The following is a 17,815-nucleotide window of genomic DNA, read 5'->3' as shown; positions in this document are numbered from 1 at the left end:
TACCGCGACCACGCGCTCACCGAGCTTAGCGCGCGCCTTGGGCTGCTGGCCGCGCATTGCCCGCCGAACCTGCCCGCCGGGCAGCAGCACCAGATCGGCGAGCTGCTGCAGCACATGGGTGAAAGCGTGAAGCGCCTGGCGCCAATGCTCGACGACGGCGTGATCGACGCCCGCGACGCGGCGCACGCCGACGGCGCGCTGCGCGAGCTGGACGTGCTGCTGGGGCAGGTGGTGACGCTGCGCAGTGCCATTCGCCAGCACGCCAAGGGCGAGCCCTGCGACAGCGTGGAGGACGTGACCTGATGTTCGGGCGTTTCGCCGATGGCCTGGCCGCGGTGCGTGCGGCTTTCCCCCTGAGGTTCGCGCGCCTCGGCCGGGCCATCGGCGCAGCGTCTGCTGCAAAAGAGAACGCCCGGGGCGGCAACCCCGGGCGTTCGGATGGTTCCACCGCCCCTTGGAGAACGGAGAACATGACCACTCTAACCCAAGCGCCCGACGCACGCCAAATGGCGGCCGGGCGGGCAGCGCTGATGCGCTGGTACCCCACCATGCCGCTGCGCATGGTCGACGCCCTCCGCCTGCATCGACCGGGCTACCCGCTGATCGCGGGCGGCAAGGGCGGGCAGGGGAGGGTGCGCCATTGAATACCCCCCCCTGTCTCTATACGGGCCCGGGCACGCTGGAGCACTGCGCGAAAGCGCACCAGCGGCGCACCGAGGCCAAGGAATCCAAGACCCCGCTGAAGGAAGTCGCGGCGGAACTGGGCATTTCCCGGTCGACCCTGCGCACGTGGGCCGATGCCCACGACCAGATGGCGAGCTTCGACGTGAAGCTCGCGCGGGAGGGCTCGCCGACGATGAAGGTGTGCACGGTGATCACGCCGAGCGGCGCGCTGGCTGCGGCGCTCGCCGCCTTTCGCGAGTACCCGGGCACGTTCAAGAACCTGGAACTGCCCGGCTGGCGGCTGCTGGTGGGCGAAACGAACTTCAAGCTCGAGGACGTGCGCGGCGCGGCGACGCCACGGAGGGCCGCCTGATGCCCGCCGCCACCAACCGACTGAGCGGGCTGGACCCGAACGATACCTACCACGGCCGCCTGCGGGCTGCCCGGGCCCACGTCCGCCTCACCGAGGAGGAGGCCGCAGGCCTCGGCCAGATCACGGTGAAGCGGCTGCAGAGCATGGAGCGCGGCGGGGAGTCCGGCAAGCAGCCGAACATGCCGGCGCTCAATCGCCTGGGCGCAGCCTACGGCGTCAGCGCCGTGTGGCTCGCCGCCGGCGGCGCGGCCGGGCCGAAGCTCGTGCCCGAGTGGTACGTGCCGGGGAGGGCTGCCTGATGGATGGCTCCCTCAATGTGCTTCCGGCGTCGGCCGGAGCCGAGAAAAAGATTCTGGACCCGTGTTGCGGCAGCCGGATGTTTTGGTTTGATCGCAACAACCCGGCAGTGGTGTACGGCGATATCAGGCAGGAGCAGCACACGCTCTGCGATGGCCGTTCGCTCTCCATTTTTCCTGATGTGCCACTCGATTTCAGGCGCCTGCCTTACGCGGACGCAGCGTTCAAGCTTGTGGTGTTCGATCCGCCGCACCTACGCAAGGCGGGCGAGGAGAGCTGGATGCGCGCGAAGTATGGCGCGCTAAACCCGCTCACGTGGCGCGATGACCTGCGGGCCGGATTCGCCGAGTGCTTCCGAGTGCTAGCTGATGACGGCGTGCTGATCTTCAAGTGGAACGAAACGCAGATTCGCGTGAGCGAGGTGCTCGCGCTGACCGAGCAGCGCCCGCTGTTCGGCCATCCGTCTGGAAAGAAAGGCGGCACGCATTGGATGTGCTTTATGAAGGGTGTCGGGGGTGCCGCATGACCTCCAACGTCATCACCATCGCCGGCCACAGCGTTACGCCCGTTACGCTCACCCAGGCCATCGAGCACTTCCTCCAGCGCAAGCGCCTGCGCAACGCCGCGCTCAACACGCTGGTGGCCTACGCGGGCGACCTGCAGGACTTCGCCGACTACGCCACCACGCAGGGCGTGGAACTGATCGGCCTGGTGGGCGAGCGCCTGGTCGGCCGCTGGCTGGATCGTCTCGGGCACCGCGGCCTGTCGCCACGCAGCCAGGCCCGCAAGCTCACCGTGCTGCGGCAGCTGGTGCTGCACAGCATCCGCGAGGGCTGGCTGAGTCACGACCCGACGAAGGATGACAACGTGCATTTCGTGCAGCTGCCGAAGATCGCGCCGGAGCTGCAGCCGTTGCTGGCCATGATGGACGCGCTGCCCACGCGCACGCCGCAGGACCTGCGCGACCGCGCGATGCTGCGCCTGACGCTGGACGCGGCGCTGCGCGTTGGCGACCTGACCGGCCTGGACGTGCCCAACCCGGCGCGCCCGGCGTTCAACACGGTGGACCTTACCCGTTGCGAGGTGCGCACGCTGGGCAAGGGCCGCAAGCCCGCCGTGGTGCCGATCAACAAGCGCAGCGCGGAATGGCTGGCCGACTGGTTGCGTGTGCGCGACCGCATGGCCCGCGAGGGCGAGGCGGCCATCTTCGTCAGCAACCGCGGCACGCGCATCACCCGCCAGCAGATCCACAACCGGGTGCGCCAGCTCGGCGAGCAGCACGGCATGCCGGGCCTGCACCCGCACCTGCTGCGCCACCGCCGTGTGGGCGACGTGGTGGAGCAGCTCGGCCTGGAGGCCGGGCAGCACCTGGCGCGCCACCGCAGCAAGTCCACCACCGCCTCCGTGTACGGCTCCCAGGCGGCCGCCGTGGTGCGCCACGTGCTGCGCGAGCGGGCGGACCTGGACGCAAGGAGGGTTGGCTGATGGATCCTCTCCTGGTATCCGCTGGCGCCGTGCTGTCCGAGTGCGGACGCTACCGTTACACACTGACCCGCCAGGTCGGCGAGCAGGGCCCGCTGTTCGGTTTCGTGGGCGTGAACCCATCAACCGCCGATGCGGAGGTGGACGACGCCACCGTGCGCAAGTGGCGTGGCTTCGTGCAGCGCTGGGGCGGCCGTGGGTTCGTGGTGGTGAACCTGTTCGCCTGGCGCGCGACCGATGTGAGCGCCCTGGCGTGCCCGCCTGACCCGATCGGCCCGGGCAACCTTGCGGCGATCGCGGCCATGGTCGACAGCTGCGATGTTCTCGTGCCGTGCTGGGGCAGCCGGCTGAAAATGCCGCGCTCCCTGTGGCCTCAGATCGACCGCGTGCGTGTGCAGCTGCTGGCCAGTGGCAAGCCGGTGATGTGCTTCGGGCATGCCAAGAGTGGCGACCCGATGCACCCGCTGATGCTGGGCTACAGCACCCCCCTGGTGTCGCTGGTGGCGGCAACGGCTGGTGCCGCATGAGCGCCGTCATGGACCTGCGCCCCACCGTGGGCAAGGACGGCGCCGGCACGTTCACCGTGTACATCGGCGCCGGCTACCGCGAACTCACCCGCGAGCAGGCCTTTCGGCTGTTCGTCGAGCTGGGCGAATCGCTCGAGATGCCCACCGTGGGCCGTGCGCGGTTCTTCGCTTGGGTGGCCGGCATGCGTCAGCTGCCGATCGCCGAGCGGGTGATGGAGGAATTCAACGTGTCGCGCGCCACCGCCTGCCGCTGGCTGGCCTTCGAGCGCACGCAGCGCCAGGGAGAACCCGCATGAAGCAGCAACAGATCCCGTACGCGCCGGGTACCTTCGCCGCATGCGCCGATTGCCGCCGCGAGCCGCTGCACTGGGAAGTTACCGGCCGCACCAGCCGTGAGCCGGTGGTCTTCGGCCCGGTGCCCGTCAGGCACCTCCTGGAGTGCCGCTCGCCGTGCCGGCGCAAGACCAAGTTGCACCCGTCGCTCGCCGGCGCGATCAGCGAATGGGGCCAGCTCGGCGAGACGCTGCCACTGCCCTTGCCGGCGATCACCAACGTGAGGCCGATCCGGGCGCGCGCGAAGGGGAGGGCGCACGGGTGAACGCCAACCCCACGAAAGGCCGCGACCTGCCGCCGGCGATCGGCAAGCTCCCCGCGCCTGACGCGACACCCGAGGAGCTGATCGCCCACGTGCGCCGCCTGATCGAAGCGCGCCGCGAGCGCATCGCCACGGCTGCCCTGCAGGGGCTGCTGGCGAGCTGCGGCAACGTGACCACCAGCGCGCCCACCGCCGATCACCTGGCGCTGCGCTCCGTGCGCTACGCCGATGCGCTGATCGACGCCCTCAACAAGACGACCGCGGAGGCCCTCCATGCACGCCATCGCTGACGACGTTGTGCCCCTGATGGAAACCAAGGCCGGCCAGAAAGCCAAGGCCAGCGTGATCGGGCGCGCCGTGCGCCTAGGCGTGGCCCACGGGGCCTACCGCTGCACTTGCTGCGGTGGCCGCTGCGACGTGCGGGTGGAGTACGACGACGCTGGCGCACCGACCCGCACCAGCGGCAAGTGCCGCACGCCCAACTGCATCGCGTGGGAGGGCTGAAGCCGTGGCCGACCACCTCAGCCCCCAGCATGAAGCGATTCTCGCCGAGCTGCGCAAAGGCCCGGCCACGACCATGCAGCTGATCAAGCGCTGCGGCGTCATCTGCGTGCAGGCCCGCCTGCACGAGCTCAAGACCGACCACGGCTACGCCATCGGCATGCAGATGGTGACCGTGCGCGACCGGCGGCGCGCCACGGTGCGCGTCGCCCAGTACAGCCTGCTGCCCAACACGCCCGCCAAGCGCGCGGCCTGACCACAAGGACGAATCCATGTTTCGACGCCCCATGCTCTTTTCCGGTTTGGCGATGGCGCTGTTGGCCGGCGCCCAATCGTTGTCTCCGATGGTCGTCAGCCAAAAGCCCATCCCCGCCGAGCTCCCGCGTGCACGTCGGCACGGCAAGTACCGGCCTGGCCTCACACGCTCGCGCGGAACCGGCGCGCAGGCCAGCGGCTTCACTGCGCACGGCAAGCGCGCACGCCAGCGGCGGCGCACGCGCGCCCTGCAGGGGAGGGACTGAGCCATGTTCTTCCGCAACCTCACCCTGCTGCGCTTCTCGCCCGCAGTGGCGCAGGACCTGGCGCGCCTCGACGAGGCACTCGCCGACCACCGGCTGCGCCCGTGCGGCCCGATGGAGCTGTTCACCCGTGGGTTCGTGCCGCCGATCGGGCGCGAGGCCGATTCGCCGCTGACGCACGCCGTCAAGCACTTCACCTGGTTCACCGCCGGCGGCGCCGACAAGCTGCTGCCCGCCGCCGTGGTCAACGACGAGCTGCACCGGCGCGTGCAAAAGATCGCTGAGCAGGAAGGCCGCAAGGTCGGCGGGCGCGAGCGCAAGCGCAGGCGCGAGGACCTGCTGAACGAGCTGCTGCCGCGCGCCTTCGTGCGCGACTCGCGCCTGTCCGGCTACGTCGATACCGCCGCCGGCTGGCTGGTGCTCGACACCGCCGGCCGCAAGGCCGCCGAGACGGTGCTGACGCAGCTGCGCGAGGCGCTGGGAAGCTTCCCGGCCGTGCCGCTGGCGCCGGAGGAGGGGCCGCGCGTGCTGCTCACCGACTGGCTAGCCAACGGCACGCTGCCGGCCGGCCTGGCGCTCGGCGACGTGGTGGAACTGCGCGACCCCGGCAGCAACGCCGGCGCCATCGCCCGCTGCAGGCGGCAGGACCTCGAAAGCGAGGAAATCAAGGAACACCTGCGTAACGGCAAGCAGGTTTTCCAGCTCGGCCTGGTGTTCGACGGCCGCCTAAGCTTCGTGCTGGGCGAAGACCTGGTGGTGCGCCACCTGAAGTTGCTGGACGTGGTGCTCGACGAGCTGGCCGACAGCGCGCCGGACGCCGCCGCCGAACTGGACGCTCGGTTCGCGCTGTTCTCGCTGGAGGTGGAGCGCCTGCTCGGCCGCATGGCCGAGTGGTTCGCACTGCCGCGCCCGAAAGACGCCTGACCACACACCCCTTTTGCCGCGCACCGCGCGGCTACCCACCCAAGGAATGACGATGAGCCAGCCCAACATTCGTATCGATCGCGTCACGATCCATGTGCATGCGCCGGCGCAGGAGACCTGCGGGCTCCTGGTGGCGCCGCTGATCAGCAAGATCTCTGCCGGCATCGATGCTGTGACCGCCTCCGACGAGTCGCCGCGCTTCGAGCTCTCGGCAGACGGCGCCACGGTCACTGACCACAAGACCGGCCTGCAGTGGGCGGCCGAGGAAAGCCCCAAGCAACTGGACTTCGAGGCGGCCGAACAGCACTGCGCCAGCCTGCGCCTGGGCGGCTTCGACGACTGGCGCCTGCCCGACCTGGAGGAGCTGGAGTCGATCCGCGATCTCAGCCGCCACAACCCCTGCATCGACACCGCGTTCTTCAAGAGCAACGCGAACTGGGTGTGGTCCCGCACGCCCACGGCGTGGTCTTCGGGCTGCGCGTGGTTCGTCCTCTTCAACAGCGGCCACGTGCACGACTGCAGCCGGCACGACAGGGCCTTCGTCCGGGCTGTGCGTCGCGTGTCGCCGGCCGGTCAGTGATCGGCCTCTTGGCCACTCTCCACTCCTAAGGAAACCATCCATGGAAACGATGATCAAGATCGGCGCGAATGGCGAGCAGCTGCAGCCCGATGCGCCCCAGTGGGATGCTGTGCTTTTGCCTCGGCTCGGGCTGATGTTCAGCGCCACCGACACTGGCGCCGGTGAACTGACGTTCAAGCAGGCGGAAGCCGCATGCGCAAACCTCACGCTCGCCAGCTTCAACGACTGGCAGATGCCGGAGCGGCAGGAACTGGAGGCGATCCTCGACCTCACGCGTTACAACCCGGCCATCGATCCGGTGTTCTTCCGCGACGCCAAGAGCGACTGGTACTGGACCCGCACGCCCGTGGCGTGGTCTTCGGGCTGCGCGTGGCTCGTCTACTTCAGCTACGGCTACGTGGGCAACCACGACCGGTACGGCAGGGCCTTCGTCCGGGCTGTGCGTCGCGTGTCGCCGGCCGGTCAGTGATTGGCCCCTTGGCGCTCTGATCGAACCATGAGCTTCAACCTTCCACCCGCCGTGCGCCTGGCCGAAGGCCTTGCCCGAGACATCGAGCAGGCATCGGCCCTGTTCCCGCGCCGCTATCGCTACACGTTCGGCGAAAAGCTGCGCGCGCGGATGTGGGCCGTGCTTTCCACCACCAACCGTGCCGCCCGCGACCGCGCGCGGCAGGCGAAGTGGCTTGAGCAGTTGGTGTGGGAGGTGGACGAACTCAAGCTGGCCCTTCAGTTGGGCAAACAGCTTCGCGTGTTCACCAGCTTCGGGCAGTTCGAGAAGCTGGCACGTGCCGCCGCCGACCTGGGCCGCCAGGTCGGCGGATGGCGCAAGCAGCATCACCCTCAAGGCCAGAGTGCCCCGGCGCGAGCGCAGGGGCAGCGTGCCAAGACACTGAGTACCCGTGCCGCCTCGCCGTGTGAGGCCAATCGATGACGACGCCTTGCTACCCGACGGGATGCGCGGCCGGATCGCAAGTGCGCGGGGATGCGTGGTCTTCGGGCTGCGCGTGGATCGTCAACTTCAACAACGGCAACGTGAACAACAACAACCGGAACAACAGGGCCTTCGTCCGGGCTGTGCGTCGCGTGTCGCCGGCCGGTGAGTGTCAGGGTGAGGCGAGCCTTCGGGCTCTGTACCAGGCGTGGCGCGCTGCACGCCGCAAGAAGCAGCCGAGCCGCAACCAACTGGCGTTCGAGCTGCGCTCCATCGATCGCATGCTTGACCTGCAGGACCGATTGAACGCCGGCACTTGGTCGCCAGCGCCCACCACCTGCTTCGTGGCCACCCGCCCGAAGGCACGGGAGATCCACGCGCCCGACTTCGGCGACCGCGTGGTGCACCACTGGCTGGTGCCCCAACTCGAAGATATCTACGAACCCACGTTCATCCACGACAGCTACGCCAACCGCAAGGGCAAGGGCACGCATGCCGCGGTGCGCCGGCTGCAGCAGTTCGCCCGACAAGTGCATAGCGGGCAGGGCGGGGGCTGGTACCTGCAGTTGGACGTGCACAACTGCTTCAACTCGATCCACCGTGCCACGCTGTATCGCATGCTCAAGGCGCGGCTTACCCGAGCCGGCCTGGGCGAGGTGCCCATGCGGGCCGTGCATGCGTTGCTGCGCCACCCCGTGCAGCAGCAGGGTGTCATCTACCGCGCCACGGCGACGGAACGGGCCCTGGTGCCACCGCACAAGCGGCTGGAGAACGCACCGCCCGGGTGCGGCCTGCCGATTGGCAACCTGTCGTCGCAGTTCTTCGCCAATGTGTACCTGGACGCGCTGGACCAGTTCGTGAAGCACACGCTCAAGGCCAAGCGCTACCTGCGTTACGTGGACGACTTCGTGCTGGTGCACCGCGATCGGGCGCAGCTCGAGGAGTGGCGCGTGGCGATCGAGCGCTTCCTCGGGCAGGAGCTGCGCCTTGGACTGAAGGCGGACCAGCGCCTACGGCCGCTCTCCGCCGGCATCGACTTCCTCGGCTACGTGGTCTACCCCACGCACACCCGTGTGCGCTCTCGCGTGCTGCGGCACGCCGCGGACAGCCTGCAGCGCTGGCAGCAGGCGCACCAAACCGCCGCCGGGTTCCGAGGTACCCCTGAGGACTTCCAGCGGCTCGATGCCGTTTGGGCCAGCTACCAGGGCCACCTGGCGCACGCGAACAGCTGGCGACTGCAACAGCACTTCCTGCGCCGGCGGCCCTGGCTCGCCGCGCTTACCCATAACCGGCGCCGGTTTCATCACCGCCTGAGCGGGCGGCGCCTCACTGTGAGGGTTTCCAATGCATGACAACGTATTAAAGGTGTACCAGTGCGACGACTCCGACCTGTTCGCAGCCGAAAGCGCGGAGCAGGCAGCCACGCTCTACCGGGATATGACCGGTGACGACCCGGAGTACGGCTACCCGCGCGAACTCACCGATGCCGAACTTGACGCGCCGCAACCCGAGTTCGACGAGAACGAGAACCGCACGGGAGGCACGACGAGCGTGCGCCAGATGCTGGCCGAACACGGCAATGAGCCGGGCTGGCTGGCCGGGAGCGACTGGTAAAGCGCCATGGCCCATGCACCAGGCATCACGCTCAAGCCGCTCGTAAAGCTACCGCGTGACCCGTCCGCCTGCTGGGAATGGCAGGGCGCGATCGATGCGGCCGGCTACGCGCGCAAGCAGCACCGCGACCGGGCGATGACCGCGGCGCGCTGGATGTGGGAAGTGCTCTGGGGTGCGGTACCGGAGGCATTCACCGTCGCCTGCCTGCACGGCAACCGCACCTGCTGCAACCCGCACCACCTGGTCGCGCGACCGCAGGCAGAGGCCAACCGTTCCGGCGTGGGCGCCACGCTTACGGCGCAGGACGTGGCCGTGATCAAGCGCGCCAAACGGGGCAGGGGCCTGCAAACCGCCACGCAGCTGGCCACCCAGTTCGACGTGCAGCCCGCCGCCATCCGCGCCATCTGGCGCGGCGCCACCTGGGGCCGGCGCGGCCGGCCCGGAACCTACCAGCGCAAGGAGACCGCCGCCCATGGCTGACGGCACACAGCACGGTTTCAACTTCACCCGCCCGCTCGCCAGCGCGCTGCGGGCTGGCGAGATCGTCCTCGACTTCTTCGCCGGCGGTGGCGGTGCCAGCGAGGCGCTGCGCCAGGCGCTGGGCCGCGATCCGGACGTGGCGGTGAACCACGACCACCAAGCGATCGGCATGCACGCGGCGAACCATCCGTTCGCCCACCACATGGAAGCCGACGTGTGGACCGTCGACATCCTGCGCGAGGTCGATGGCCGCCCGGTCGGCTGGTTCCACGCCTCGCCTGACTGCACGCACTTCAGCCAGGCCAAGGGTGGCCAGCCGCGCAGCCGTGCGACGCGCTCGCTGAGCTGGGTGGTGGTCAAGGTCGCCGGCACGCTCGCACGCCACGGCCTCGCCCCGCGCATCATCAGCCTGGAGAACGTGCGCCAGATCCTCGGCTGGTGCCCGCTGGTCGCCAAGCGCGACAAGGACACGGGTCGCGTGGTGAAAATCGACGGTACCATCGCCGCCCGCGGCGAGCGCGTGCCGCTGCGCGAGCAGTTCCTGGTGCCGGACAAGCGCCGCCACGGAAGCACCTGGCGGCAGTTCGAAGCCGCGCTGCGCGCGCTTGGCTACGTAGTCGAGTGGCGCATCCTGCGCGCCTGCGACTTCGGCGCCGGCACCAGCCGCGAGCGCCTGTTCATGGTTGCGCGCCGGGATGGCCAGCCGATCCGCTGGCCGGAGCCCACGCACGGCCCCGGCCGCGCGCACCCCTATGTCACTGCCGCCGACTGCATCGACTGGTCGGTCCCGTGCCCGTCGATCTTCGAGCGTAAGAAGCCGCTCGCCGATGCCACCTGCCGGCGCATTGCCAAGGGGATTCACCGGTACGTGCTGAACGCGGCCGCGCCGTTCATCGTCCAGTGCGCGAACGCCTCGGCCAACGGCGTGGCGGCGTCCAGCGAGCCGCTGGGCGTGGTCACGGCCTGGCCCAAGGGCGGCGCGCATGCGGTGGTGGCGCCGACGCTGGTGCAGACCGGCTACGGCGAGCGTGCCGGGCAGGCGCCGCGGGCGCTGGACCTGCAGCAGCCCCTCGGCACCGCGGTCGGTGGCGGCGTGAAACACGCGCTGGCCGCCGCGCACCTGGTCAAGTTCCGCGGGCAGAGCGACGGCGCCGACGTGCAGGCGCCGCTGCCGACGATCACCAGCGGCGCTGGCGCGGCTCGCCCGGCTGGCGCCGCCCACGCCATGGGCATCCTCACCGCCTTCCTCGAGCAGGCCCACGGCGGCGGCGAGAACGGCAATCCAGCCCGCGCGCGCGGCGCCCATGAGCCTGTCAGCACCATCTCAACCACTGGCAGCCAGCAGCGCCTGGTGACTGCCCACATGGCGAAGCTGCGCGGCACCAGCAGCGCCGCCGCCGTAGGCGACCCGCTGGCCACCATCAGCGCCGGTGGCGAGCACCACGCCGTGGTCGAGTGCACCCTGAGCCCCGAACACGAAGCTGGCGCCCTGCGCGTGGCGGCATTCCTGATGCGCTACCACAGCACCGGCGGCCAGCATGCCGAGCTGGGCGAACCGATCACCACCGTCACCACCAAGGACCGCCTGGCGCTGGTCACCGTCTCCCTGCACGGCACGCCCTACGTCATCGTGGACATCGGCCTGCGCATGCTGCGCCCCCACGAGCTCTACCGCGCTCAGGGCTTCCCGCTTGGCTACATCATCGACCGCACCGCCGACGGTACGCCGCTGAGCATCAGCGCCAGCGTCCGCATGGTTGGCAACAGCGTAAGCCCGCCGCCGCTCGCCGCAATCGCCCGCGCCAACCTCGACCAGGTCACCGAGCCGAGGGCTCTTGCGGCATGAAACGCGAACCGCTACGCCTCAATGAAGTCGCGCGCCATCGTGTGCCCCGCTGCCACGGCGCCCTCAAGGGTGGTGAAGCGGTCGCCCTCTTTGTCGCGGATCCTCGGCAACCCATCAATTTCGATGGAATCGATCCAGTAGCAGCCGGTGCCCTCGTAGATCGTCAGGATGTAGGCCTGCCCCTTGTGGACGCCATCGCGCAGGTGAATCGGCGCCTTGCTCCGTGTCCTATTCATGCGTCCCTCGATCTGCTTCGGAGTATCCGGTGATGGTTGAGGATAGCGTTGATCTTGAGCCCGGTGCGCACGTGACGCTGGACGGTGGCCAAGCCGTCTATGCCATCGTGGCGAGGCGCCTGGATGCCGGCAGTCCATCGGGCGTGGCCTTCCGCCTGCTGCCGGAGGCCGGCGGCTGGGTTGACGCCGGCCGCGTGGCTTGTGCCAAGGGCTTTGGCGAAGGGGACAGCCACCACCCTGAGGAGGAGTTCCCGGACGCCGAGTTTCCCTGCGGTTCGCCTGACTGTCCTGCGTGCCGGTGACCATGCGCACCTGCCCACGCTGCCAGCAGCCGACCGCCAGCACCTGGTGCTGCGGCCTGGAACTCACCGCCCGCAAGCGCTGGCGGATGACGCACGACCGCGTGCGCATGGTTCACGTGCTGGCGCGATCGCGCAAAGGCCTCACCGATGAGGAATACCGGCTGCGCCTGGGCGCGGTGGGGGGTTACGTCTTGCCTGCAGCTGTCTCGCGACCAGTTCCACCAGCTACTGCGCGGGCTTCGGGCGCTTCCGGATGCGCCCACGTGGATCCGTGGTGCCCGGCACGCCCGGCGGCGCGGACGCATCGCGAGGGCCGGCTGAACCATGGCGCGGATGCTTCGCGATCGCCGCACGCAGGTGCTCGATGTCGGCACCGAGGTAGCGCGCCGTGCTGTCGAGCGAGGTATGCCCGAGTATCTGCATGATGGCGGGCAGGGGGCAGCGATGGTGGAGCAGGGTGGTGGCCATGCTGGCGCGCAGCAGGTGGGGGTAGTGCCCGGTCCACGGTCGCTGCCTGGCGGCCCTGCGTACACGGTCGTACCCCACGGCCGTGCCGAGGGCAGCCCGGGCGTGCTGGCTGACGATGAGCCATACGCTGCGGCGGCTGCGCAAGGCCCGGCCGCGGTGACTGACCCACAACGCGGCCTGCTTGCCGGGCCGGCTACCGGTGCGCATCGAGATGTAGCCGATGATCAGGTTGTAGAGCTCCGCACTGATCGGTACCCAGCGGCTACGGCCGCCCTTGCCCGCTGCCACGTAGATGGCGTCGGGCCGCACGTCGCCCAGGCCGAGGTTCACCAGCTCGCTGGCGCGCAGGCCCGTTTCCCACAAGGTGCGCAGCATCACCGCGTCGCGGAAGCCCACGAAGGTGGACACGTCAGGCGCCGACAGGATGGCCAGCACCTGGTCATCGGTGAACCAGCGCACGAGGCGGTGCGGCACGCGACGATTGGACGGCAAATTATTCGATTCTCCTTGCGGCGCGAGGCCAAGAAGCGCCATGGTGTCGTAGAAGGCGCGAAGCGCCTTGATATCCACGTTGATCGTCGCGGGCGAGGCCTCTTGCCGGCGGCGATCAGCCAACCACTGGTGCAGGCGGTCGGTGTGCAGCCGATCGACTGTGCCGCCGTACGCCAGCCAACGACGCGCCACGCCCACATACAGGCGAGCCGTCGTCGGCGACCGGCTACCAGCCAGGATGCGCGCAAACCGCGCCAGCGCATCCCGGTCATCAACGCTCAGGGCCGTGCTGTCGAGTGCAGGGGTCCGTTCTTGTCTATAACGGCGCGGTATCACGAGTCGGGTCCAATTCTGGGCCCGCGCAAGGGTGGTAAGTCGCTGAACCCTCTGTAATTTCAGCCCGGCCACGGGCTATTTTACATAATAGACATTATGCGCAATATCACAGGTGCACCACCCGGCGGGAACGACATTCTCCGAATGCTGGCACCAGGCCTGCTCCCGTGTCTGACAGCACGCTTGAGCCATGGATTGTGTGAGCCCCGTAACCGCGCACGAGGAACTGCGGGCGGGCTGTCTTGCGCTCGTCGAACCGATGCCGCTATCGTGAAAAGATTCTCGGGCATACATTGCGTGCCTCGCCACTTGGGGGTGGCGGAGCCCTGCAGTGGATGGACGGCCTGTGCTTTCGGGGGGAGTCGGTTTGGGAGTACCGCTCAAGCTTTTTTGCTTTCCGTTCGCGGGCGGAAACGTCTGGGCGTTCCGGCAGTTGGCCCGGCGGCTCGAGGGGCGCATCGAGGTGTGCCCGATCGAGCCGCCCGGGCGCGGACGCCGGCGCGCCGAGCCTTGCATCGATCAGTGGCCGGCGCTGGTCGAGGACCTGCTGGGCGAGCTCGTGCCGCGACTGTCCGGGCCGTACGCGTTCCTCGGCTACAGCCTTGGCGCCTTGGTGGCGCTGGAGGCGGCTCATGAGCTGGCCGCGCGTTCCGGGCCCGCGCTCGCCGCACCGGTCGCGCTCTTTGCTTGTGCCTCCCGCGGCCCGAGGGCGATCACGCACGGACCCCTGATGCACCGCATGGACGACATGGCCATGTTCGAGGCCGTGCGCAGGCTTGGCGGTATCCCCGACCAGGTGCTCGAGTCGCCCGAGCTGATCGCACTGTCGGCACCGTCGCTGCGCGCCGACCTGACGCTGTACGAGACCTACGTACCACGCAGGCAGCCGCTGCACCGCGTGCCTGTGCACGCGTACCACGGCCGCGGCGACACGAGCGTGGATGACACCTACCTGAGCTGGCGCGACGAGACGGACGGGACTTTCCATGCCCGTGGTTTCGACGGCGCGCACATGTTTCTCGATAGCGCCACGGATGCACTTGCCGAGGCGCTCATGACCGACCTGACCTGCCCCGCCGCGCCACACGCCCTGGCCGGATGAGCAGGAAAAGGAGCCAAGGATGACCCTTTCGATGCAGCTCTCAGCCAACGCCGCCGGTTTCGCCAGCGTGGTCCGCAACGGCTTTCCCCCCTTCCCTGCCGCGGCGTCCGTGCCGCAGGCCTTCGCCCACGCCGTGCGTGCCTTTCCGGACCGCCGCGCCCTGGTCGACGGGGAGCGCAGCTGGACGTATGCCCAGCTCGATCGCCTGTCGGATCTTGCCGCTTCGACTTTGTGCGCGAAGGGCGTGGTCCGCGGACAGGGCGTGGGCATCTACATGGACCGTTCGGCGGAAGCGGTCGTTGCCATGCTGGCGATCCTGAAGCTGGGGGCCATGTACGTCCCGTTCGATCCCGCGGCGCCCGACGAGCGGCTGGCCAGCCAGGCCCGCGGCGCGATGGTCCGTGTCCTGGCGATCGCAAGCGGTAGCGCGTCGCCCTCGTGGTTCAAGGACGCGGTGGCCGAGATCGGCGTGCAAGCCGGGGAAGCGTCCGGCGTCCTGCCCCAGCCCGACATCCACCCGCTGGAGCTGGCCTACGTCATCCACACCTCCGGCTCCACCAACGAGGCCAAGGGCGTGTGCGTGACGCACCGGGCGATCCTGGATCTCGTCGCCGGCGCGGCCTATTGCAGTTTCGTTCCCGAGGACGTGGTCTACCACGGCATGTCGATCGCCTTCGACGGCTCGACCTTCGAGATCTGGGGCGCGCTGCTAAGCGGTGCCTGCCTGGTGGTCGCACCGCCCGCGGTTTCGATCCAGGGCATCGTGGAATTGGTCGAGGCGCAGGCCATCAGCGTGCTGCTGTTGAGCACCGGGCTGTTCAATGCGCTCGGGCGCGAGGCGCTGCAGCGGCTGGCCCGGGTCCGTGTCTTGCTGGCAGGCGGCGACGTGATGTCGCCGCATTCGGCCAGCCAGTTCCTGGCAGGCGGGGGGCGCATGCTGGTGAACGGCTATGGACCGACCGAAGTCACCACGTTTTCGCATTGCCATGTCATGACGGCGCGGCCGGAACCTGCTGCCGCCGTTCCCATCGGCACGCCGATCAACGGCACGGCGGCCTACGTGCTCGACGAACACGGCGCGGCCCTGCCAGTCGGCGCGGAGGGTGAACTCTTCGTCGCCGGCACGGGCCTGGCGCAAGGTTACCTGGGCAATCCGGCGCTCACCGCCGAGCGTTTCGTGCCGGACCCGTTCGCCACGGACGGCTCGCGCATGTACCGCACCGGCGACCTGGTCCGCCAGGCCCCGGACGGCGCGCTGGACTACATCGGGCGCATCGATACGCAGGTGAAGATCCGTGGTTTCCGGGTCGAGCTGGGCGAGATCGAGACCTGTCTGCGCCGAGCCGGCGGGCTCGACGATGCTTGCGTGATCCACCTGAAGTCCGCCGCCGGCTCGTCGGTGCTCTTCGCCTATGGTGTGCCGCGCCCGGGTGCCCCCGTGCCGTCCGAAGGGCCGTTGCTGGAGCAAATGCGCGACCTGCTCCCGGACTACATGCTTCCCCGGCGGGTCCTCTTCATCGAGGCGCTTCCGTTGACCATCAACGGCAAGGTCGATCGCCGCGAGCTCACCGCCCGGGCGGCAGCGCTGCTGGGCCAGGCCGGCCCGGCGCTGCCATCGGGTGAAGAGCCGGGCGACCCGTTGACGCGCTCGCTGATGCTCGCGCTTGGCGACCTGCTGGGTCGGTCGCTGGCGCCCACCGACAACTTCTTCGATGCGGGCGGCGACTCGCTCACGGCGATGCGTTTCTGCGCGCAGGTCAGCGAGGAACACGACATCCACCTGCCCCTGGTGGCGCTGTTCGAAGCGGATTCACTCGGCCAGCTCGTCGAACACATCCGCGGCCTGAAGGCCGCCCGGCCGGTCGCCGAGGAGCAAGCCGACGCACTTTGAGGAACCACGCCGCGGTAGGCGTGGTGTTTTCGCTTGCACGTCGGGAAGACGGAGGTTCGGCGCCCTGCCGGACCTTCGTGTCACGACGCTGATTCATGGTTGAAGGAGCTATCCATGCAGGCAGTACACGAAGAGCGCTATCTCGTCGTCATCAACGGCGAACTGCAGTACTCGATCTGGCCGGCGGGCCGGGAGGTCCCGCGCGGCTGGCAAGGTGCGGGCTTCGAGGGCGCGCGCGAGGCGTGCCTGGCCCACATCGCCGAGGTATGGACCGACATGCGGCCGCTCAGTGTCCGTCGTCACATGGAGGCCTGCCGATGAGCGCCACGACTGCGAAGTTCCCCTGGTTCGAGGCGATCGATTCGAGGTCGTGGAATGACCTCCCGCGGTTCTTCCATCCGGAGGTGGTCTACGAGCGGCCCGGCTACCCGCCCATCCAGGGGCTGGCCGCCCTGCTCGAGTTCTACAGCAAGGTCCGCATCATCGCCGAGGGCAAGCATTCGCTCGAAGGCGGCCTGCGCGACGAGGGGAAGGCGATCTGCTGGGGCCACTTCAGCGGCCGCTCGAAGGACGGCGCCACGCTGGCGGAACGCTTTGCCGACGCCTACGAGCTGGAGGACGGCCTGATCCGCAAGCGCACGACGTTCTTCTTCCGCGCAGCCATCTGACCGCGCGTCTTCGACGGGTCGGCACGCCGCGGCGGCGACGGCCACCGCGGCCCGAGCATCAAGGGATCTGGGAGAACCGGTATGGATTCGGTGTATTGGCACGACGGCGAGTGGTCCAGTGAGCATCGCGCGCTCCTGGGGTTGAGCGACAACAGCTTCTGGATGGGCAACAGCGTGTTCGACGGCGCGCGGGCGTATGAAGGCGTTACGCCCGACCTCGAGAAGCACTGCGAACGCCTGTTGCACTCGGCAACGCACATGTTGATGCGGCCCACGCTGGACAAGGACCGCCTGGTCGCCATCTGCCGCGAGGGCGTCGCGCTGTTCGAGCCCGGCGCCGAGCTGTACATCCGGCCGATGTTCTTCGCGCGCGGTGGCTTCATCGTGCCCGACCCGGACACGACCGAGTGCGCCGTCGTGATCCATCGCGCGCCGATGCCCCGCGACAGCTTCAGCGCCTGCTCGGCACCTTTCCGCCGGCCAAGCCCCGACATGGCGCCTACGCTCGCCAAGGCCAGCTGCCTCTACCCCTTGACCCAGCAGGCGCTGCATTACGCCAGGCAGCGTGGCTTCGACAATGCCCTGCTTTGCAACGCCGCCGGCGAGGTTGCCGAGTTCGCCACCTGCAACATCATGGTCGTGCGCGATTCGACGGTCTATACGCCGGCACCGGATGGGACCTTCCTGGCGGGCATCACGCGCGCGCGCGTAATGGAGCTGCTTCGCGATGCCGGCATCGAGGTCGTCGAATGCCGCATGCCCTGGCAGGACGTGCTGGAGGCCGACGAAGTCTTCAGCACGGGCAATTTCGGCAAAGTCCTTCCGGTGCACCGGATCGACGACCGCCACTATCCACACGGGCCGGTCACGCAGCTCGCGCACGACCTGTACCGGGCGTTCGCCCACGGCTCCTCGCACGCGTCCGTGGCCACCGCCTGACTTTTTCGCAAACGGTTTGCCTGCGGTGCGAAGCCACCGCAGTACGAAAG

29 protein-coding genes are annotated in these 17,815 nt (G+C 69.0%); 27 read left to right on the top strand and 2 right to left on the bottom strand.

The genetic code is table 11. The features are described 5' to 3' along the window. From VFH59_RS09515 to VFH59_RS09415, 21 genes are all read left to right on the top strand, one after another. Window positions 1-303: hypothetical protein (locus VFH59_RS09515; protein ID WP_325164652.1), on the top strand; the 303-nt coding region annotated here is incomplete at its 5' end. Continuing rightward, window positions 303-644 carry a hypothetical protein gene (locus VFH59_RS09510; protein ID WP_325164651.1) on the top strand — a complete coding sequence of 114 codons (342 nt, stop codon included), beginning with the start codon at window positions 303-305 and terminating at the stop codon, window positions 642-644. The genes VFH59_RS09515 and VFH59_RS09510, both read left to right, overlap by 1 nt. Beyond that, on the top strand, window positions 641-1,036 hold the full coding sequence (locus tag VFH59_RS09505) for a hypothetical protein (RefSeq protein WP_325164650.1): 396 nt from the start codon (window positions 641-643) through the stop codon (window positions 1,034-1,036). The genes VFH59_RS09510 and VFH59_RS09505 overlap by 4 nt, the downstream gene beginning before the upstream one ends. Then, window positions 1,036-1,335 (top strand): helix-turn-helix transcriptional regulator, encoded by a 300-nt coding sequence (locus VFH59_RS09500; protein WP_325164649.1) that lies wholly within the window; start codon window positions 1,036-1,038, stop codon window positions 1,333-1,335. Before VFH59_RS09505 ends, VFH59_RS09500 begins: the two co-directional genes overlap by 1 nt. Further along, complete coding sequence (locus VFH59_RS09495) at window positions 1,335-1,859, top strand: SAM-dependent methyltransferase (RefSeq protein WP_325164648.1); 525 nt, start codon at window positions 1,335-1,337, stop codon at window positions 1,857-1,859. Before VFH59_RS09500 ends, VFH59_RS09495 begins: the two co-directional genes overlap by 1 nt. Further along, window positions 1,856-2,818, top strand: coding sequence for a site-specific integrase (locus VFH59_RS09490; protein ID WP_325164647.1), 963 nt, complete (start codon window positions 1,856-1,858; stop codon window positions 2,816-2,818). Before VFH59_RS09495 ends, VFH59_RS09490 begins: the two co-directional genes overlap by 4 nt. Next, the gene (locus VFH59_RS09485; RefSeq protein WP_325164646.1) at window positions 2,818-3,342 is read left to right on the top strand and encodes a DUF1643 domain-containing protein; all 525 of its coding nucleotides are present in this window, start codon (window positions 2,818-2,820) and stop codon (window positions 3,340-3,342) included. Before VFH59_RS09490 ends, VFH59_RS09485 begins: the two co-directional genes overlap by 1 nt. Then, window positions 3,339-3,638 (top strand): hypothetical protein, encoded by a 300-nt coding sequence (locus VFH59_RS09480; RefSeq protein WP_325164645.1) that lies wholly within the window; start codon window positions 3,339-3,341, stop codon window positions 3,636-3,638. The genes VFH59_RS09485 and VFH59_RS09480 overlap by 4 nt, the downstream gene beginning before the upstream one ends. Then, window positions 3,635-3,940, top strand: coding sequence for a hypothetical protein (locus tag VFH59_RS09475; RefSeq protein ID WP_325164644.1), 306 nt, complete (start codon window positions 3,635-3,637; stop codon window positions 3,938-3,940). The genes VFH59_RS09480 and VFH59_RS09475 overlap by 4 nt, the downstream gene beginning before the upstream one ends. Continuing rightward, the gene (locus tag VFH59_RS09470; RefSeq protein WP_325164643.1) at window positions 3,937-4,227 is read left to right on the top strand and encodes a hypothetical protein; all 291 of its coding nucleotides are present in this window, start codon (window positions 3,937-3,939) and stop codon (window positions 4,225-4,227) included. Before VFH59_RS09475 ends, VFH59_RS09470 begins: the two co-directional genes overlap by 4 nt. Beyond that, window positions 4,211-4,441, top strand: a complete 231-nt coding sequence (locus VFH59_RS09465; RefSeq protein ID WP_325164642.1) for a hypothetical protein — start codon at window positions 4,211-4,213, stop codon at window positions 4,439-4,441. The genes VFH59_RS09470 and VFH59_RS09465 overlap by 17 nt, the downstream gene beginning before the upstream one ends. 4 nt (window positions 4,442-4,445) lie before the next feature. Continuing rightward, window positions 4,446-4,694, top strand: a complete 249-nt coding sequence (locus tag VFH59_RS09460; RefSeq protein ID WP_325164641.1) for a helix-turn-helix domain-containing protein — start codon at window positions 4,446-4,448, stop codon at window positions 4,692-4,694. A 16-nt stretch (window positions 4,695-4,710) separates the two neighbouring features. Further along, window positions 4,711-4,959: a hypothetical protein gene (locus VFH59_RS09455; RefSeq protein ID WP_325164640.1), complete on the top strand. Its 249-nt coding sequence runs from the start codon at window positions 4,711-4,713 to the stop codon at window positions 4,957-4,959. Between the two features lie 3 nt (window positions 4,960-4,962). After that, window positions 4,963-5,880 (top strand): recombination-associated protein RdgC, encoded by a 918-nt coding sequence (locus VFH59_RS09450; RefSeq protein WP_325164639.1) that lies wholly within the window; start codon window positions 4,963-4,965, stop codon window positions 5,878-5,880. A 52-nt stretch (window positions 5,881-5,932) separates the two neighbouring features. Next, window positions 5,933-6,460, top strand: coding sequence for a DUF1566 domain-containing protein (locus VFH59_RS09445; protein WP_325164638.1), 528 nt, complete (start codon window positions 5,933-5,935; stop codon window positions 6,458-6,460). A gap of 40 nt (window positions 6,461-6,500) precedes the next feature. Beyond that, window positions 6,501-6,929 (top strand): DUF1566 domain-containing protein, encoded by a 429-nt coding sequence (locus VFH59_RS09440; RefSeq protein ID WP_325164637.1) that lies wholly within the window; start codon window positions 6,501-6,503, stop codon window positions 6,927-6,929. A 27-nt stretch (window positions 6,930-6,956) separates the two neighbouring features. Continuing rightward, on the top strand, window positions 6,957-7,391 hold the full coding sequence (locus tag VFH59_RS09435; protein ID WP_325164636.1) for a four helix bundle protein: 435 nt from the start codon (window positions 6,957-6,959) through the stop codon (window positions 7,389-7,391). Window positions 7,392-7,432: 41 nt separating this feature from the next. After that, on the top strand, window positions 7,433-8,743 hold the full coding sequence (locus tag VFH59_RS09430; RefSeq protein WP_325164635.1) for an RNA-directed DNA polymerase: 1,311 nt from the start codon (window positions 7,433-7,435) through the stop codon (window positions 8,741-8,743). Continuing rightward, window positions 8,736-9,005 carry a hypothetical protein gene (locus tag VFH59_RS09425; protein ID WP_325164634.1) on the top strand — a complete coding sequence of 90 codons (270 nt, stop codon included), beginning with the start codon at window positions 8,736-8,738 and terminating at the stop codon, window positions 9,003-9,005. The genes VFH59_RS09430 and VFH59_RS09425 overlap by 8 nt, the downstream gene beginning before the upstream one ends. Window positions 9,006-9,011: 6 nt before the next feature. Then, entirely contained in the window at window positions 9,012-9,485 is a 474-nt protein-coding gene (locus VFH59_RS09420) for an HNH endonuclease (RefSeq protein ID WP_325164633.1), read from the top strand. Further along, window positions 9,478-11,331, top strand: a complete 1,854-nt coding sequence (locus tag VFH59_RS09415) for a DNA cytosine methyltransferase (protein WP_325164632.1) — start codon at window positions 9,478-9,480, stop codon at window positions 11,329-11,331. The genes VFH59_RS09420 and VFH59_RS09415 overlap by 8 nt, the downstream gene beginning before the upstream one ends. Before the next feature lie 11 nt (window positions 11,332-11,342). On the opposite strand, the gene VFH59_RS09410 is transcribed toward VFH59_RS09415, so the two are convergent. Further along, window positions 11,343-11,567: a hypothetical protein gene (locus VFH59_RS09410; RefSeq protein ID WP_325164631.1), complete on the bottom strand. Its 225-nt coding sequence runs from the start codon at window positions 11,565-11,567 to the stop codon at window positions 11,343-11,345. A 32-nt stretch (window positions 11,568-11,599) separates the two neighbouring features. Here VFH59_RS09410 and VFH59_RS09405 point away from each other — a divergent pair, with 32 nt between their 5' ends. Continuing rightward, entirely contained in the window at window positions 11,600-11,869 is a 270-nt protein-coding gene (locus VFH59_RS09405) for a hypothetical protein (RefSeq protein ID WP_325164630.1), read from the top strand. Window positions 11,870-12,094: 225 nt separating this feature from the next. Here the strand turns inward: VFH59_RS09405 and VFH59_RS09400 are convergent, their stop codons facing one another. Continuing rightward, window positions 12,095-13,237: a tyrosine-type recombinase/integrase gene (locus VFH59_RS09400; RefSeq protein ID WP_325164629.1), complete on the bottom strand. Its 1,143-nt coding sequence runs from the start codon at window positions 13,235-13,237 to the stop codon at window positions 12,095-12,097. 259 nt (window positions 13,238-13,496) lie between these two features. On the opposite strand from VFH59_RS09400, the gene VFH59_RS09395 reads away from it, so the two are divergent. From VFH59_RS09395 to VFH59_RS09375, 5 genes are all read left to right on the top strand, one after another. Next, entirely contained in the window at window positions 13,497-14,267 is a 771-nt protein-coding gene (locus VFH59_RS09395) for a thioesterase II family protein (RefSeq protein WP_325164628.1), read from the top strand. A 19-nt stretch (window positions 14,268-14,286) separates the two neighbouring features. Next, complete coding sequence (locus VFH59_RS09390) at window positions 14,287-16,158, top strand: non-ribosomal peptide synthetase (protein ID WP_325164627.1); 1,872 nt, start codon at window positions 14,287-14,289, stop codon at window positions 16,156-16,158. Window positions 16,159-16,272: 114 nt separating this feature from the next. Further along, window positions 16,273-16,479 (top strand): MbtH family protein, encoded by a 207-nt coding sequence (locus VFH59_RS09385; protein WP_325164626.1) that lies wholly within the window; start codon window positions 16,273-16,275, stop codon window positions 16,477-16,479. Next, window positions 16,476-16,826 carry a nuclear transport factor 2 family protein gene (locus VFH59_RS09380; RefSeq protein ID WP_325164625.1) on the top strand — a complete coding sequence of 117 codons (351 nt, stop codon included), beginning with the start codon at window positions 16,476-16,478 and terminating at the stop codon, window positions 16,824-16,826. The genes VFH59_RS09385 and VFH59_RS09380 overlap by 4 nt, the downstream gene beginning before the upstream one ends. A gap of 81 nt (window positions 16,827-16,907) precedes the next feature. Next, window positions 16,908-17,765, top strand: a complete 858-nt coding sequence (locus VFH59_RS09375) for a branched-chain amino acid aminotransferase (RefSeq protein WP_325164624.1) — start codon at window positions 16,908-16,910, stop codon at window positions 17,763-17,765. Window positions 17,766-17,815: the final 50 nt, after the last annotated feature.

The organism is Frateuria sp. (assembly GCF_035695185.1).
Classification (GTDB): Bacteria; Pseudomonadota; Gammaproteobacteria; order Xanthomonadales; family Rhodanobacteraceae; genus Frateuria_A.
This window is presented reverse-complemented; position numbering and strand designations above follow the sequence as displayed.

What these genes read in the sequence shown, in the direction of transcription:
- VFH59_RS09425 (WP_325164634.1), top strand. Translation starts at nt 8,736, where the DNA reads ATGCATGACAACGTATTAAAGGTGTACCAGTGCGACGACTCCGACCTG.
- VFH59_RS09450 (WP_325164639.1), top strand. Translation starts at nt 4,963, where the DNA reads ATGTTCTTCCGCAACCTCACCCTGCTGCGCTTCTCGCCCGCAGTGGCG.
- VFH59_RS09500 (WP_325164649.1), top strand. Translation starts at nt 1,036, where the DNA reads ATGCCCGCCGCCACCAACCGACTGAGCGGGCTGGACCCGAACGATACC.
- VFH59_RS09390 (WP_325164627.1), top strand. Translation starts at nt 14,287, where the DNA reads ATGACCCTTTCGATGCAGCTCTCAGCCAACGCCGCCGGTTTCGCCAGC.
- VFH59_RS09465 (WP_325164642.1), top strand. Translation starts at nt 4,211, where the DNA reads ATGCACGCCATCGCTGACGACGTTGTGCCCCTGATGGAAACCAAGGCC.
- VFH59_RS09485 (WP_325164646.1), top strand. Translation starts at nt 2,818, where the DNA reads ATGGATCCTCTCCTGGTATCCGCTGGCGCCGTGCTGTCCGAGTGCGGA.
- VFH59_RS09490 (WP_325164647.1), top strand. Translation starts at nt 1,856, where the DNA reads ATGACCTCCAACGTCATCACCATCGCCGGCCACAGCGTTACGCCCGTT.
- VFH59_RS09405 (WP_325164630.1), top strand. Translation starts at nt 11,600, where the DNA reads ATGGTTGAGGATAGCGTTGATCTTGAGCCCGGTGCGCACGTGACGCTG.
- VFH59_RS09420 (WP_325164633.1), top strand. Translation starts at nt 9,012, where the DNA reads ATGGCCCATGCACCAGGCATCACGCTCAAGCCGCTCGTAAAGCTACCG.
- VFH59_RS09415 (WP_325164632.1), top strand. Translation starts at nt 9,478, where the DNA reads ATGGCTGACGGCACACAGCACGGTTTCAACTTCACCCGCCCGCTCGCC.
- VFH59_RS09375 (WP_325164624.1), top strand. Translation starts at nt 16,908, where the DNA reads ATGGATTCGGTGTATTGGCACGACGGCGAGTGGTCCAGTGAGCATCGC.
- VFH59_RS09385 (WP_325164626.1), top strand. Translation starts at nt 16,273, where the DNA reads ATGCAGGCAGTACACGAAGAGCGCTATCTCGTCGTCATCAACGGCGAA.
- VFH59_RS09435 (WP_325164636.1), top strand. Translation starts at nt 6,957, where the DNA reads ATGAGCTTCAACCTTCCACCCGCCGTGCGCCTGGCCGAAGGCCTTGCC.
- VFH59_RS09410 (WP_325164631.1), bottom strand. Translation starts at nt 11,567, where the DNA reads ATGAATAGGACACGGAGCAAGGCGCCGATTCACCTGCGCGATGGCGTC.
- VFH59_RS09480 (WP_325164645.1), top strand. Translation starts at nt 3,339, where the DNA reads ATGAGCGCCGTCATGGACCTGCGCCCCACCGTGGGCAAGGACGGCGCC.
- VFH59_RS09455 (WP_325164640.1), top strand. Translation starts at nt 4,711, where the DNA reads ATGTTTCGACGCCCCATGCTCTTTTCCGGTTTGGCGATGGCGCTGTTG.
- VFH59_RS09510 (WP_325164651.1), top strand. Translation starts at nt 303, where the DNA reads ATGTTCGGGCGTTTCGCCGATGGCCTGGCCGCGGTGCGTGCGGCTTTC.
- VFH59_RS09475 (WP_325164644.1), top strand. Translation starts at nt 3,635, where the DNA reads ATGAAGCAGCAACAGATCCCGTACGCGCCGGGTACCTTCGCCGCATGC.
- VFH59_RS09440 (WP_325164637.1), top strand. Translation starts at nt 6,501, where the DNA reads ATGGAAACGATGATCAAGATCGGCGCGAATGGCGAGCAGCTGCAGCCC.
- VFH59_RS09445 (WP_325164638.1), top strand. Translation starts at nt 5,933, where the DNA reads ATGAGCCAGCCCAACATTCGTATCGATCGCGTCACGATCCATGTGCAT.
- VFH59_RS09495 (WP_325164648.1), top strand. Translation starts at nt 1,335, where the DNA reads ATGGATGGCTCCCTCAATGTGCTTCCGGCGTCGGCCGGAGCCGAGAAA.
- VFH59_RS09380 (WP_325164625.1), top strand. Translation starts at nt 16,476, where the DNA reads ATGAGCGCCACGACTGCGAAGTTCCCCTGGTTCGAGGCGATCGATTCG.